11 protein-coding genes are annotated in these 13867 nt (G+C 71.1%); 4 read left to right on the forward strand and 7 right to left on the reverse strand.

The window, feature by feature from the left end; genetic code table 11:
• The first annotated feature begins 146 nt into the window (after positions 1–146).
• Complete coding sequence (locus tag AC3CH1_RS00120) at positions 147–1049, forward strand: LysR family transcriptional regulator (protein WP_488460936.1); 903 nt, start codon at positions 147–149, stop codon at positions 1047–1049.
• Positions 1050–1088: 39 nt separating this feature from the next.
• Here AC3CH1_RS00120 and AC3CH1_RS00125 read toward each other — a convergent pair whose 3' ends face one another.
• The 7 genes from AC3CH1_RS00125 to AC3CH1_RS00155 all read right to left on the reverse strand — a co-directional run bounded on the left by AC3CH1_RS00125 (position 1089) and on the right by AC3CH1_RS00155 (position 10045).
• Positions 1089–1763 carry a response regulator gene (locus tag AC3CH1_RS00125; protein ID WP_488460937.1) on the reverse strand — a complete coding sequence of 225 codons (675 nt, stop codon included), beginning with the start codon at positions 1761–1763 and terminating at the stop codon, positions 1089–1091.
• A 1-nt stretch (position 1764) separates the two neighbouring features.
• A complete protein-coding gene (locus AC3CH1_RS00130; RefSeq protein ID WP_488460938.1) occupies positions 1765–2949 on the reverse strand; it encodes a sensor histidine kinase in 1185 nt (394 codons plus the stop codon).
• Positions 2950–2953: 4 nt separating this feature from the next.
• A complete protein-coding gene (locus AC3CH1_RS00135; protein WP_488460939.1) occupies positions 2954–5215 on the reverse strand; it encodes an MMPL family transporter in 2262 nt (753 codons plus the stop codon).
• Between the two features lie 93 nt (positions 5216–5308).
• The gene (locus AC3CH1_RS00140; RefSeq protein ID WP_488460940.1) at positions 5309–6046 is read right to left on the reverse strand and encodes a MerR family transcriptional regulator; all 738 of its coding nucleotides are present in this window, start codon (positions 6044–6046) and stop codon (positions 5309–5311) included.
• A 262-nt stretch (positions 6047–6308) separates the two neighbouring features.
• Positions 6309–7883, reverse strand: a complete 1575-nt coding sequence (locus AC3CH1_RS00145; protein ID WP_488460941.1) for an alpha/beta fold hydrolase — start codon at positions 7881–7883, stop codon at positions 6309–6311.
• A gap of 106 nt (positions 7884–7989) precedes the next feature.
• The gene (locus AC3CH1_RS00150) at positions 7990–9255 is read right to left on the reverse strand and encodes a phthiocerol/phthiodiolone dimycocerosyl transferase family protein (RefSeq protein ID WP_488460942.1); all 1266 of its coding nucleotides are present in this window, start codon (positions 9253–9255) and stop codon (positions 7990–7992) included.
• A 52-nt stretch (positions 9256–9307) separates the two neighbouring features.
• Positions 9308–10045, reverse strand: a complete 738-nt coding sequence (locus AC3CH1_RS00155; RefSeq protein ID WP_488460943.1) for a DUF3159 domain-containing protein — start codon at positions 10043–10045, stop codon at positions 9308–9310.
• Between the two features lie 352 nt (positions 10046–10397).
• On the opposite strand from AC3CH1_RS00155, the gene AC3CH1_RS00160 reads away from it, so the two are divergent.
• Genes AC3CH1_RS00160 through araD form a run of 3 tightly spaced genes read left to right on the forward strand, consistent with a single transcriptional unit; the run spans position 10398 to position 13758 of the window.
• The gene (locus AC3CH1_RS00160; protein ID WP_018960934.1) at positions 10398–11054 is read left to right on the forward strand and encodes a GntR family transcriptional regulator; all 657 of its coding nucleotides are present in this window, start codon (positions 10398–10400) and stop codon (positions 11052–11054) included.
• A gap of 50 nt (positions 11055–11104) precedes the next feature.
• On the forward strand, positions 11105–12007 hold the full coding sequence (locus tag AC3CH1_RS00165) for a dihydrodipicolinate synthase family protein (RefSeq protein ID WP_488460944.1): 903 nt from the start codon (positions 11105–11107) through the stop codon (positions 12005–12007).
• Positions 12004–13758: an L-arabinonate dehydratase gene (araD, locus tag AC3CH1_RS00170; RefSeq protein ID WP_488460945.1), complete on the forward strand. Its 1755-nt coding sequence runs from the start codon at positions 12004–12006 to the stop codon at positions 13756–13758. Before AC3CH1_RS00165 ends, araD begins: the two co-directional genes overlap by 4 nt.
• Positions 13759–13867 lie beyond the last annotated feature (109 nt).

The following is a 13867-nucleotide window of genomic DNA, read 5'->3' on the forward strand; positions in this document are numbered from 1 at the left end:
CCCGTGCCCGGTCGTGGCCCCGCCCCGTCGGCTCCGGCCGGGCGGGGCGTCGAGGCCGGAGAAGTATCGGTCTTCATGCCACCGACGATGGGAGAGCCACCGCCCTGCGCAAAATGCATCCGCGCACGCATCTATACGATGGGCGTATGGATGAGTCGGGGAGCACGGCGCGTGCGCTGGAGCTGAAGCAGCTCCGGTGTCTGGTCGCCATCGTGGACACCGGCAGTTTCACCGACGCCGGCCACGCACTCGGCATGTCGCAGGCCGCCGTCTCGCGCACCCTCGCCGGCCTCGAAAGCCTCCTCGGCGTGCGGCTGTTGATCCGCACCAGTCGCAGCGTCGCCCCCACCGCCGCGGGAGTCCGCGCGCTGGCCCGCGCCCGCATCGTGCTTGCCGGCACCGAGGAATTCGTCCGCGAGGCCACCACCGGGCACACTCGTCTGCACATCGGTCACGCCTGGTCCGCCTTCGGTCGGCACACCACCGAGTTCCAGCGCCGCTGGCACGAACGGCACCCCGGGACCGACCTGCGCCTCATCCGTCACAACACTCCCACCGGCGGCCTGGCGGAGGGGCTGTGCGACCTCGCCGTCATCCGTGCTCCGATCGACCTCAAGCCGTGGTCCCACGCCCGGACCGGTACCGAGGCCCGGTACGTGGCCATGGCGTCCGACGACCCCTGGGCCCGCCGCCGCGGTATCCGCCTGGACGAGATCCCGGCCCGTGCCCTGGCCATCGACCGCCGCACGGGCACCACCGCTCTGGATCTGTGGCCGGAGCGGGACCGGCCGAGGGTCGAGTTCACGCAGGACATCGACGACTGGCTGGCCGCCATCGCCACCGGTCGCTGTGTCGGGCTCACACCCCAGGCCACCGCGGCCCAGTACCGCCGTGACGGCATCACCTACCGTCCTCTCCGGGGGGCCGACCCGGTCACCGTCCACCTCATCTGGCACGCCCACGCCACCCACCCCGCCACGCACACCGCGATCGCCCTCGCCGCCGGCCTCTATCGCGAGGGCCGACCCACCGCGCGCTCGCGAGGCTGACCCGCCACGAGCACGGGCACGCGCCGACCGGGAGGGAGGTCAGACGCCTTCCGCTCTCCCCCGGGGTCCTTCCAGCAGACCAAGCTCCAGTGCCTTTACCACCGCGTGCGTACGGTCGGCGACGTCGAGTTTGGCGAAGACCCTCAGCAGATGCGTCTTCACGGTCGCCTCCGCGATGACCAGTCGGCGGCCGATCTCCACGTTGGACAGCCCGTCCGCCACCGCGCCCAGCACATCCACCTCCCGTGGCGTCAGCGTCACCGGCGTCGGCCGTCGCATCCGGGCCACCAGCCGCGCCGCGACACGCGGGGCCAGCACGGTCTCGCCCCGGGACGCGGAGTGGACGGCCTCGACCAGCTGCTCGCGGGTGGCGTCCTTCAGCAGGTAGCCGATGGCGCCCGCCTCGACGGCGCGCTCGATCTCCGCGTCGGTCTCGTACGTGGTCAGGACCAGCACGCGGGTCCGGGCGGGACCGGCGACGATCTCCGCGGTGGCGCTCGTCCCGTCGAGGACCGGCATCCGCAGGTCCATCAGCACCACGTCGGGCTCCAGCCGTTGAACGAGACCGACGGCCGCCCGGCCGTCCTCGGCCTCACCGACGATCTCGATGGTGGGTTCGTTCGCCAGCAGGGCGACGACCCCGGCACGCATCACCGTATGGTCGTCCACCACGAGGATCCGGAGCTTCTTCTGCGCTGTCGGCCCGTGCGTCATCTCAGCCCTGCCCGTCGGTGGGAATCATGGCCAGGACGCGTGTACCGTCGCCGACCGAACTCGTGACGGTGAGCTCGCCGCCCAACTCGGCCAGGCGTTTGCGCATTCCGTGCAGCCCGAAGCCGTGGGAGTCCTCCGTCACGAAGCCCGCGCCGTCGTCGGTGATCTCCAGCTCGATCCCGTACGGCTGCGCGGTGAGGACCACCTCCACGGTGGAGGCCGCCGCGTGCTTGCGGATGTTGGCGAGGGACTCCTGGGTGCAGCGCAGGAGAGCGATGCGGGTCTGCTGGTCGCAGGTGACGTCCGGCAGTTCGGAGGTGACGCAGGTCCCGGTGGACTCGGTGAACCGCCGCAGGGTACGTCGCAGGGTGTCCGCCACCGAGCCGGCGGCGACACCGCTCTCCGGTGCCGAGCCGACGAGGACGCGCGCCTCGGCGAGGTTCTCGCGTGCGGTGTTCTCGATCGCGAGCAGGTGTTTCCCGCTCCTGCCCGGGTCGGTCGCCAGACCGGATCTGGCCGCCTCCGCGAGCACGATGATGGACGCGAACCCCTGGGCGAGCGTGTCGTGGATCTCCCGCGCGAGCCGTTCGCGCTCGTCCGCCGCCCCCTGGCGGTGGTGTGCCTCGATGAGCCGGAGCCGCGCCTCCTCCAGTTCGGCGCTCAGCCGACGGGCCCGCTCGTCGGCGTCCTCGGTGATGTGGCGCACCCCCACTCCGATGAGTACGCCTGCCGCGTACCCGATGAGCGTGAAGATCACGTTGCCGGTGAAGAACTCCCCGTCCCAGCCCTGCCGTACGACGTTGCCGGCCACGACGCCCGCAGCGGCGAGACCGCTCAGGGCGATCGCGGCACGCGCGCTCGCGGTGTAGATCCAGAAGTGCGGCAGTGTCACCACGAAGAGCGCCGCGCTGCCGTCGAGCAGGTACGACATGGCTCCGAGGCCCACGACGAGTACGTACAGGTAGGGGCGGGGGCGCAGGGCGGGGTTGCCGGGGAACAGCCCCACCGCGCCGTACGACAGGGCGAGCACGGCCAGCAGCCCCAGCACCGGGAAGCGCGTCGTCCCGGGTGCGTCGGCGACCGCGAGGGCCGGCGGGACCACGCCCAGCAGCACCCAGAAGACGGCGTTCCACCGGTGCAGCGACGGTACGGTCAACGCGGTGTCGGGCTGCGGCCGTTGATTCACCGCGTCAGCCTACTTCCGCCAGGGTCCCGGCGGCGGGTTCCTGCGCCCGCCCGACCCGGGTGGGGCGCCGGGCCGGCCACCAGGCACGCTCACCGAGGAGCAACAGCACCGACGGCAGGACCATGAGCCGGATGACCACGGCGTCCAGGAGGACGGCCACGGCCAGGCAGAACCCCATCTGCTTCATCTCGGTGAGATGCAGGGCCACGAACGCGCCGAACACCGTCACCATGACGATCGCCGCGCTGGTCACCACCTTGGCCGACCGGTTGATGCCCTCCAGGACCGCCTCACGGGCGGACATGCCGTTCTGTCTGGCCTCCTGGATCCGGCTGACCACGAACACCTGGTAGTCCATCGACAGGCCGAAGAGGATCACCACGAGGAACAACGGAACCCTGGACGCGATCGCCCCGAGGGAGTCGAAGACCAGCAGTCCCTCCGCCCACGTCCCCTGGAAGACCAGGACCAGCATGCCCAGCGAGGCGCCGGCGGAGAGCAGATTCAGTACGACGCCGATCGCGCCGATCACCACGGAGCGGAACGCCCACACGGTCATCAGGAAGGTCATCAGCAGCAGGAAGCCGAGGACCAGGGGCAGCTTGTCGCTCTCGTGACTCACGTAGTCGCGGCCCCGCGCGACGTCGCCGCTCACCGCCGTCTCCACGCCGGACAGTCGGCCGACGGTGGCGGGGATGTGGTCCTGGCGGAGGTGGGTGAGCGACGCGATCGCCTCGGCGGAGGGCGCGGGATGGGGGACCGAGAGTTCCAGCACGCTGATCCGGCCGTCTGCCGATGTGCGGACCGTCGGCTCGGATATCGCCGGGGTCTTCGGGTTCGTGGGGCTCTCCGCGCCCTCCGCGTCCTTCGGGGCCTGCACGAAGAGGGGGTCCGCCTGGGCCCGTCGGCCGAGATCCTCCAGGGCCTGCCTCACCTGTGCCGCCTGCTCCGGCGTGGAGCGGGTGACGACCTCGTGCGTGACGAGGAGTTCGGGGAAGCTCGCGGTGAGCCGGTCGTACACCCGCATGGCCGGGATGTCGCGGGAGAAGGTGTCCCTTCCCGGGTCGATCAGTTTCATGCCGAGCGCGGGCACGGCCAGACCGAGCATGACGAGGACCGACAGGCACAGGGTGAGGGCGGGGCGGGTCCGGGCCGGGCGCAACAGAGCGGCGAACACCCGTCCCGTCTCCGGCTTCCCGGCCCGGGCCGGCCTGCCGCGCTTCGCCCGGCGGGCGTCCCTGCGGGGAGCGAGCCGGTCGGCACGGCGGCCGATGACGACCAGCAGCGCGGGGAGCACGGTGAGCGAGCTGGCCACGGCGACGGCCACGACGAGGATGGTCCCGGTCGCCAGTGAGGAGAAGATGACGTCCGTGGCCAGATACAGGGTGGCGGTGGAGACGATCACGGCCAGACCCGAGACCACGATGGCCCGGCCCGCTGTCGCCGCCGCCAGCTCCACGAGGGCTTCCGGGCCGAGCCGCCCGTCGGCGCGCGCCCGTTCCTCCCGTTCGCGCTTCAGGTAGAAGAGGGTGTAGTCGACGCCGACCGCCAGGCCGATGAGCAGGATGAGGTTCGTCCCGACCCCCGCGTCGGGCATGACGTGCGAGGCGACCATGGACAGCCCGATCGCGGCGGCGATCGAGGAGAGCGCCAGCAGCAGCGGCACACCCGCCATGATCACCGAGCCGAACACGATCAGCAGGGTGATGACGGTGACGGGCAGGCTTATGCGTTCGGAGAGCGCGAGGTCCTCGTCGCGCTGGTCGTTGACGCCCTTGCTGATGGCTGGGGATCCGGTCTCCTCCACCACCAGGTCCGGGTGGTCGGCGCCCACCGACGCCGTCTGCTCCAGCAGCGGCACGACGTTCTTCCTGCCGTTCAGTTCGGGGCCGTTCAGGACCACCGAGACCAGCAGTGCCTCGCCGCTCTTCGAGCGGACGGGAGCGGCCACGCTCTCCACCTCTGGCAGGCCCCGCATCCGCGCGGTCACATCCCGGGCCGCCGCGCCGGCCGCTGCCATGTCGAGCTCCCCCGACCTGGCCCGGATGATGATCCGCTCGGTGGGAGAACGCTCCAGGCCGCCCTCGGTCGCCGTCGCCTCGGCGCGTCCCGCCTCGCCGACCCAGAAGTCCTCGGTGGTGGCCTCGTTGGTGCCCAGCGCGATGCCGGCGCCGAGGCACAGGACGACGAACGCGAACCAGCCGGCGATCGCCCGCCCGGCGTGCCGGGCGCTCCATCGAGCCATACGTACAGGTAGGTGTCTCATGCGGGAAATCCTGGCCGCGGGGGTGCGGCGCCCGACACGTCCTGCCGACTGAACCTGTTGTCCACCGACCGGTGGACAAGGGGGGCCGCCGGGTCAGACGGCCGTGTTGCCCTCCGGTCGCCCGAGAAGTGTCCTGAGGCGGCGCAACACGTCGACCTGGGCGGGGTTGTAGAGGTCGGTGATCGCTCTGCCGATGGTCTGCGCGGTGTGCTCCGGGCCTCGTGGGGCGTCCGAGGAGAGGTGCTCCAGGCCGGGGTGCTTCGCATGCAGTGCGCGGACATGAGGCACGAGGCGTTCCGCGAGGTCCCGACGCGTCGGTTCGTCGGCGTCGGCAGGGAGGTCGTCGAGTTCCAGGGCTACCGCGTCGGGGTCCTGTCGCAGCATGTCCGCGTAGGCGTCCATGCCGGCCGGGCCGAGAATCGTGCCCAGGACGGTGACGAACGAGCGGTCCGGCTCCGGGAGTTCGGCGGGGCCGTCCGCCTCGGCGAACCGGAGTGGCAGATCGGTGGTAGCGGTCTTCTTCAGCAGTGCCGCGACCTCGAAGCGGGCCTGTCGGAGGCGTTCGATGGTGGCGGCCAGTTCTGCGTCGAGGGTTTGGAGGGCGTCCCGGGGGTGTTCGTCGTCGCGCAGGGCGGCGATCTGGGCCAGGGAGAATCCGAGGGCCGTGAGGCGTTTGACCCGCAGCAGCCGGACGAGGTGGGTGACACCGTACTGCTTGTAGCCGTTGGAGCGCCGCTCCGGCTCGTCGAGCAGCCCGATGTCGTGGTAGTGCCGCACCGTCCTCAGGCTGGTGCCGGCGAGCTCCGCGATCTCGCGGGTGCTCCACGCCATGATGGGTTTCTCCCTCGGCAACCGGTGATGTCGGCGCGGTCGCGCCGAAGGGGTCCAGTGGAAACCATGCCGCAGCGGCATGGTCAAGCGCGGGGGTGCGGGATGGGCGCACCTGGCCCCGGCAGCGTACGGGCAGGTCGCTACGGGAAGCGCAGGTGTTCCTCCCACCGGAACCGCGGTGTCCTTCTTCCGCCGCTGTTCGGCGGGGGAAGAAGGACACGGACCGGGCGCAGACGCTCGTCGGCGGGCCCCGGTGGGGTGTTCAGAGGGTGCAGGTGGTGCTTTCGGACGGGGTTCGCAGGTGGATCAGATAGTCGGCCACAGCCTTGTTGACGCAGGCGTTGGCCCCCGATGCGGCGATGGTGTGCTGCTCCCCCTTCACGGTCAGTAGGCTGCCGTCGAGGGTCTCGGCCAGGTTGACGCCCGCCTGATGCGGAGTGCTCGGGTCACCGGTGATCGAGATCGTCAGGGTGGCGGGCAGCCCGTCGACGCGGTCGGGGAAGGGGTATGTGGTCTTCGGCCCGGTCGGCCAGAACTCGCAGGTGTCCCTGGCCCCTTCGGTGCCGGTGCCCGGGTCTACGAACGGTGCCGCCCGGTAGGTCCTGCCGCGCATCTCGACCGCCTGCTCGGGGGTCATGCGTGCCTCGTCCATGCAGGTGATGGCGTAGTTGGCCACGTCGAAGTTACTGCCGCTCCCGTCCGGGCCGCGCCCGCTGAAGGCCGCGGAGATGGCCAGGAGTTGTTCGGGGTCGCCCGACCGCACCTCGGCGATGCCCTTGGTGATCTTCGGCCAGACCGCTTGGTAGTAGAGGCCGGAGATCACCGCGTCCATGAGGTCGTTGTACGTGAACCGCATCCCCTGCCCGTAGGTGAGCGGCTTGTCGAGAAGCGGGCGGGCGATCTTCTGGAACTTCTCGGTCGCTTGCTTCGGATCGGTGCCCAGGGGGCAGTCCTTGCCGGCGGCGCAGGCCTCGGCCATCTTGTCGAAGGAGCGTTGGAAGCCGCTGTACTGGGACAGTCGCCGCTCGCTGCCGAGGTGGGGGTCGACGGCGCCGTCGAGGACCATGCTGCGTACGTTGTGCGGGTACTGCTCGGCGTACAGCGCTCCGATCCGGGTCCCGTAGCTCTGGCCCAGGAAGTTCAGCTTCTTCCCGCCGAGGGCGGACAGCAGGATGTCCATGTCGCGGACCGTGTCGCGGGTGCTGACGCTGCCCAGGTTCTGTTCACCGCCGGAGCCCCGCGCGCACTTGCCGACGAGTCGCTTGGTGTCTTCCTCGGTGAAGCGACCGGCTGTCAGGACGAGTTCGGTGCGTACGTCACCGGCGAGGTAGTCCTCCTCGGTGAAGCAGCGGATCGCCGGTCGGGACGCTCCGACGCCACGGGGGTCGAATCCCACGAGGTCGAAGCTCTCGGTCACGGGGCTCTTCGCCAGCGCCGTGCCGGTCTGCGCCGCGAAGTTCTGCCCGGTGCCGCCGGGACCGCCCGAGTTGAGGAGCAAGGGCCCCTTCGACTTGCCCCGTGCGGGGACCCGGAGCACCGCGATCTGCCCCGTCCTGCCGTCGGGTTCGCCGTAGTCGAGCGGCACTTCCAGCCGGGCGCACTGGAGACCGGGATCGGCGAAGGCCTTCTCGTCCGCCGGAGTGGTGCCGTACCCCTTGCACGAGCCGAATGCGAGGTCCTGGGCATGGAAGCGGTCCAGCTCACCGGGTGGTTTCGTCGAGGCTTTCGCCGGCTGTGAGGCGTCGGACGTGGTCGGACTGCACGCTCCGACCAGAAGCAGCAGCGGCACGGCCACCGCGATCATCGTCGGGTGGAGTCGGGTGGGCAGGTAGGACAACGTCGCTCCTCGTGTGGGGGGGTGTGGTGGGGGGTCGGGGAAGGGCGTGCGGTCGTGCGCGGCCTCGGACCGGCTCCCGGCGGGCCCGCCGCGCGGGAGGCAACCGTCACGCGGGGCCGGCGTCCCGGTCCGGGGCCGCGCATGCCCGGGCGAGAACAGCGGCCATCTCCGGGAGAAGGCCGGCCACGGGGTCGTGGGTGAGTTCGGTCATCCGCAGGCGCCCGCCGACGGTGACGACGCCGAGGACGTGCTCCCCTCGCACCTGGGTGATCTGCGCGGGGCCCCAGAGAGCCGTGACCGAGGGCGGGATCGATCCGAACGCTTCCGCCGCACCGAGGTTGGTGATCTGGATATCGGCCGCTGTGACCGCGGCCATCATCGCCTCGGCGTCCTCGGGAGTCTCCGGCGGGCTCGCGGAGAGAGCCGCGGAACCGGCCCGGAGCACGTGCGGTGCACGTTGCCGCGCGAGGGACTCGTGGTGCCGCCGAGCAAGGGCCCAGAGGTCGTCCGCGCGCGTCGCCTCACTCGCCGTCCGAGCGCCGGCGAAGCGGTTGGCGACATCGTCGGGCAGGCCGGCCGCGCGGCGCAGGTCCACCGGACTCAACACCCGCACGAAGTCGCGGCCCCGTCCGTGGAACACCATGGAAGCGGCCGAGCAGAGGGCCGCGTGCACCGACATGCCCTCCGTACGGCAGCGGCCGACGAGCCTCGTCGTCAGTTCACGGTCCAGCGCGAGGGCGGACACGTGCGGCAGCATCGCGGTGAACGGGACGAGCTCCCCGGGTGCGGTCATACGCTCGTCCTCTGCCGGCGAGACCACCGGAGCCTCGGCGTCGCCGGGGTCCGTCCGTACGTCGAGGCCGGCGAGGAGGTCCTCCTGGGCCCGCGGTACGCCGCCGGTCCTTTCGCGTGCGCCGCCGTCGAGAGCCGCGATCAGGTCCAGCAGCACGCGCAGGCCGCCGACTCCGTCGGTGATCTGATGGGCGAAGGTCAGCACGATGGAACAGTGCGCCTCTCCGGGGATCAGGACGGCTCGCAGCAGGGGACCCGGTTCCGGCGGAATGGGGCGGGTCTGTTCGGTGGCCACGACCGCCTGCCACGGGGTGCCCGAGGCACGTGTCGCGACCTCGACGGCGCCCTCCGCCGAGCGGTACAGGGTTTCCACCGCGCCGCGGTCGACCGAGGCCGCGAGCAGGGGATGCCGTTCCTGGAGGCGCGCCAGCGCCTGTGCCAGCGTCACCACCGAAACCTGCCGGTCGATGCGAGCCACCAAGGAGAACTGGACAGGGTTTCTGTGCATATAGAGATCGATGGTCTTCTCGAATGCACCGAGCGCGCGCAGTGCCGTACCCCGCCTGATGTTGTTCGTCATTTTCCCGCCCTTTCCGAATGATGCCGCCGTGCGTGCGTGGGCCGGTCAGAGTTCACGGATCAGCCGTTTGGAGCTCCGCCGGAAAGCCCAGGCGGCGACGAGCGCGGCGACAATCGTCAGGGGGGGTTCCCATGGCGATTTTCGCGAACGCCAGCCAGCCGGTGAAGTCGTGGACGTAGAGCCACTGTTTGACGACGAATCGGCCGCCGAACATGATCGCGGCGGCCAGGGTGGCGATGTCGTGCGCCCGCAGCACCACCGGGTCCTCCCGCCAGGCGTGCTTGCCGCCGTGGAGGAGGTTCCAGGCGGCGCCGGTCAGCGGCCGGCGGGCCAGGAGCGAGCCGAAAGCGGCGATGAATCCGGCGAGGGCCGCCCAGATCCCGAGCAGGAAGAAGTCCTTGGCCGACCCGGTCAGCGCGACGATGCCCGCGGCGAACGCCACGCCGACGAGCCCGCCGACCGCCGAGGCGAAGCGCTCGCCGCGCAGCAGGCGCACCACGGTGAGCACCACGCCGGTGGCCATCGCCACGGAGATGGCCACCGGCGTGGTCGCCAGGGCATCTCCCACCACGAAGACGACGACCGGAATGGTGGAGTAGACGAATCCCGCCGGGCCTCCCATGGATTCGAGCATGGTCGGTTTCGGGTCAGGAACCTGCGCGGACGCGAGGGGTGCGGCGGGCTCCTGAGGAGCACCGCGGTCACCGTCCAGAAAAGTCATGAAGTTCTCCTGGGTCGTCGGTTCCAGGACCGCCCTGAAATCGAATGCAATCCCTTTTCCCCACGTCATCTCGTTTCCGTCGACCGAACGCCGGGGCTTGGGTATCGAAGGGCGTTTACCTCGTCGAGTACAGGCGAAACTTGTGACGTTACGGCACAGTTCGACAAATGGGAGGTCGCGCACGTCCGACCGGCCGGGCCCGGGCGTGCCGGGCCGGCTCCGCACGGGAGAGCCCTGTTCCGCCGATGGGGCCACCCGGACGGGCGGCCCGCGCACCGGCGTCGCCAAGTGGCTCCAGGGCCGCAGAAGTTCTTCGGTCGGAAGCGTTGACGAAACATTCCACGTGGCCCTAGCTTCATCGCGTCGTACTTCGTACGTCATATATGAGACGCGATACGCGAGATGTGAGAGCCCGTCACCCATGACCTTCGCCCCTGCCCCGATCCCGTCCCGGACCCAGTACGTGCTGGAGGCCATCAAGCACGCCATCCTCACCGCGCAGTTGAGACCGGGACAGGCGTTGGTGGAGACCGAACTCGCCGCGCAGTTCGGGGTGTCGAAGACTCCCGTCCGCGAGGCGCTCAAGACGCTCGCGGGCACCGGGCTCGTGGTGATGAGCCAGTACAAGGGCGTCACCGTGCGGCTCGTCGACGCGACCATGGCCAGGGAGGTGTACGACGTGCGCCTTCTGCTGGAACCGGAGGCGCTGCGCCGCTCCATCACCCGGGGCGCCTCGCTGGAGGCGGCCCAGGAGGCCCTGGAACGGGCCGACTCGGCGGCCGACACGGCGGACAGGTCACTGGCCAACCGGGACTTCCACCGGGCCCTGTACCTGCCCTGCGGCAACCCGCTGCTCTCCCGGATGCTCGACGAGGTCCGCGACCAGGCGGCGCTCGTGTCGACCGTGGCCTGGTCGGCCGTCCCGTCCTGGGAGCGCGAAGCGGCCGAGCACCGCGAGATCCTGCGGCTCGCCCTCGCCGATGACGCGGAGGCCGCTGCCGGGGCCCTGCACCACCACATCGCGTCGTTCGTGCGCCGCGCCTTCCCCGACGACGAAGACGGGGGCGACGCCGCGTGAACCGCCCGCTGGACACGCTCCACCAGCACCTCGAAGAAAGGCCAGTCCGCATGGACCACTCACCGCTCAAGGCGGCCCTCGCAGACGTTGTGGCGATCCCGGTGACGCCGTTCGCCGAGGACGGGAGTATCGACACCGCGACCCACCGCGTCCTGATGCGCAGGCTGCTCGACGGCGGCGTCCGCACGGTCACCCCGAACGGCAACACCGGGGAGTTCTACGCCCTCACCCCCGACGAGCGGCGCCTCGTCACCGAGCTGACCGTCGAGGAGGCCGCGGGGCGCGCCACCGTCCTGGTGGGCGTCGGTCACGACGTGCCGACCGCGGTGGCCGCGGCCGAGCACGCGGCCGAGGTCGGTGCGGCGATGGTGATGGTGCACCAGCCGGTGCACCCGTACATCGCGCAGGAGGGGTGGGTCGACTACCACCGGTCGATCGCCGAGGCCGTGCCGCAGCTCGGCGTCGTCCCCTACGTCCGCAGCCCGCGGCTGGCCGGCGAGCGGCTCGCCGAACTCGCCGACGCCTGCCCCAACGTCGTCGGCGTGAAGTACGCGGTCCCCGACGCGGCCCGCTTCGGCGCCTTCGCCCGGGACGCCGGCCTGGAACGGTTCGTCTGGATCGCCGGCCTCGCGGAGCTGTACGCCCCCTCCTACTTCGCCACCGGCGCCACCGGCTTCACCTCCGGTCTCGTCAACGTCGCCCCGGCCGTCTCCCTCGACATGCTGGAGGCGCTGCGGGCCGGGGACTACGTGGCGGCGATGAAGGTCTGGGAGCGTATCCGCCGCTTCGAGGAGCTCCGCGCCGCGGAGCAGTCCGCCGACAACGTCACCGTCGTGAAGGAAGCCCTGGCCGCGCTCGGGCTCTGCCGCCGCGATGTACGCGCTCCGAGCCGGGTCCTGCCCGAGGCCCGGCGCGCCGAGGTCGCCGGGCTGACAGCCGCGTGGTCCCTGTGACCGACACGTCCACCCGGGGCCCGGGAACCGGCCGTATCGCGCCCGAGGAGCTGCGCAGCCACCGGTGGTTCGGCACCGACGGGCTGCGGTCCTTCAGCCACCGGGCCCGCACCCGTCAGCTCGGCTACCTCCCCGAGGAACACCTCGGCAAGCCGGTCATCGCCGTGCTCAACACCTGGTCCGACATCAACCCGTGCCACACCCACCTGCGCGACCGGGCCCAGGCCGTCAAGCGGGGGGTCTGGCAGGCGGGCGGGTTCCCGCTGGAGTTCCCGGTCTCCACCCTCTCGGAGACCTTCCAGAAGCCGACCCCGATGCTCTACCGCAACCTGCTGGCGATGGAGACCGAGGAGCTGCTGCGCTCCTACCCCGTCGACGGGGCCGTACTGCTGGGCGGCTGCGACAAGTCGACGCCCGCGCTGCTGATGGGCGCCGCCTCCGTGGACCTGCCGACCGTCTTCGTGCCCGCCGGGCCGATGCTGCCCGGGCACTGGCGCAACGAGGTCCTCGGCTCCGGCACGGACATGTGGAGGTACTGGGACGAGCGGCGGGCCGGGATCATCGGCGACTGCGAGATGGCCGAGCTGGAGAACGGTCTGGCCCGCTCCCCCGGCCACTGCATGACGATGGGCACCGCCTCCACCCTGACCGCCGCCGCCGAGGTGCTGGGGGTCACCCTGCCGGGCGCCTCGTCCATACCGGCCGTCGACTCGGGGCACGAGCGGATGGCCGCGGCTTCGGGGCTGCGGATCGTCGACCTCGTCATGCGGCAGGTGACGTTGTCGCAGATCCTGACGCCGGAGGCGTACGAGGACGCCGTCGCCACGGTGCTCGCGCTCGGCGGCTCCACCAATGCCGTGATCCATCTGATCGCGATGGCGGGCCGGTCCGGCGTGAAGCTCACGCTGGACGACTTCGACCGGATCGCCCGTACGGTGCCGGTCCTCGCCGACCTCCGTCCCGGCGGGCGGTACCTGATGGAGGACTTCCACTTCGCCGGCGGCCTGCCCGGCTTTCTGGGGCGGCTCACCGACGTGCTGCACCTGGACCGGCCCACGGTCGCGCACGCCACCCTGCGCGAGCAGCTCGACGGGGCCCCCGTGCACAACAGCGACGTCATCCGCGAGCGCTCCGACCCGCTGGCCGGGGAGGGCGGGGTGGCGGTGCTGCGCGGCAACCTCTGTCCCGACGGAGCCGTCATCAAGCACATCGCCGCCGAGCCGCGCCTGCTGCGCCACACCGGGCCCGCCGTCGTCTTCGACGACTACCGGGAGCTCCAGCGCACGATCAATGACCCGGCCCTCGCCCTCACTCCGGACCATGTGCTCGTGCTGCGCAACGCCGGGCCCCAGGGCGGCCCCGGCATGCCCGAGTACGGCATGCTGCCGATCCCCGACTACCTGCTGAAGCAAGGGGTGCGGGACATGGTGCGGATCTCCGACGCACGGATGAGCGGCACCAGTTACGGAGCGTGTGTCCTGCACATCGCGCCCGAGTCCTTCGTCGGCGGGCCGCTCGCCCTGGTCCGGACCGGCGACCTCATCACGCTGGACGTCGAGGACCGGCTCCTGCGGCTCGATGTCGAGGACGAGGAACTGGAGCGGCGCAGGTCCGCCTGGTCCCCGCCTCCCGCCCGCTACGGGCGGGGCTACGGGGCGCTGTACCAGGACCAGATCACTCAGGCCGACACCGGATGCGACTTCGCGTTCCTGGCCCGGCAGGGAGAGGTGCCCGACCCGTACGCGGGATGAACCGGGCCCCGTGACCGTACGCCGGTTCCGTGACCGTACGCGGGGCCCGTGACCGTACGGGGGCCTGTGACCGTAAGGGGCGGAGCCGGGGGGACCCCCTCTGCACGTC

This window comes from Streptomyces sp. MGP-P1 (assembly GCF_057766565.1).

Bases quoted from the DNA above. Each gene is read 5' to 3' on its own strand.
- AC3CH1_RS00135 (WP_488460939.1), bottom strand. From the start codon at position 5,215: ATGAGACACCTACCTGTACGTATGGCTCGATGGAGCGCCCGGCACGCC.
- AC3CH1_RS00155 (WP_488460943.1), bottom strand. From the start codon at position 10,045: ATGACGTGGGGAAAAGGGATTGCATTCGATTTCAGGGCGGTCCTGGAA.
- AC3CH1_RS00160 (WP_018960934.1), top strand. From the start codon at position 10,398: ATGACCTTCGCCCCTGCCCCGATCCCGTCCCGGACCCAGTACGTGCTG.
- AC3CH1_RS00150 (WP_488460942.1), bottom strand. From the start codon at position 9,255: ATGACGAACAACATCAGGCGGGGTACGGCACTGCGCGCGCTCGGTGCA.
- AC3CH1_RS00140 (WP_488460940.1), bottom strand. From the start codon at position 6,046: ATGGCGTGGAGCACCCGCGAGATCGCGGAGCTCGCCGGCACCAGCCTG.
- AC3CH1_RS00125 (WP_488460937.1), bottom strand. From the start codon at position 1,763: ATGACGCACGGGCCGACAGCGCAGAAGAAGCTCCGGATCCTCGTGGTG.
- AC3CH1_RS00165 (WP_488460944.1), top strand. From the start codon at position 11,105: ATGGACCACTCACCGCTCAAGGCGGCCCTCGCAGACGTTGTGGCGATC.
- AC3CH1_RS00120 (WP_488460936.1), top strand. From the start codon at position 147: ATGGATGAGTCGGGGAGCACGGCGCGTGCGCTGGAGCTGAAGCAGCTC.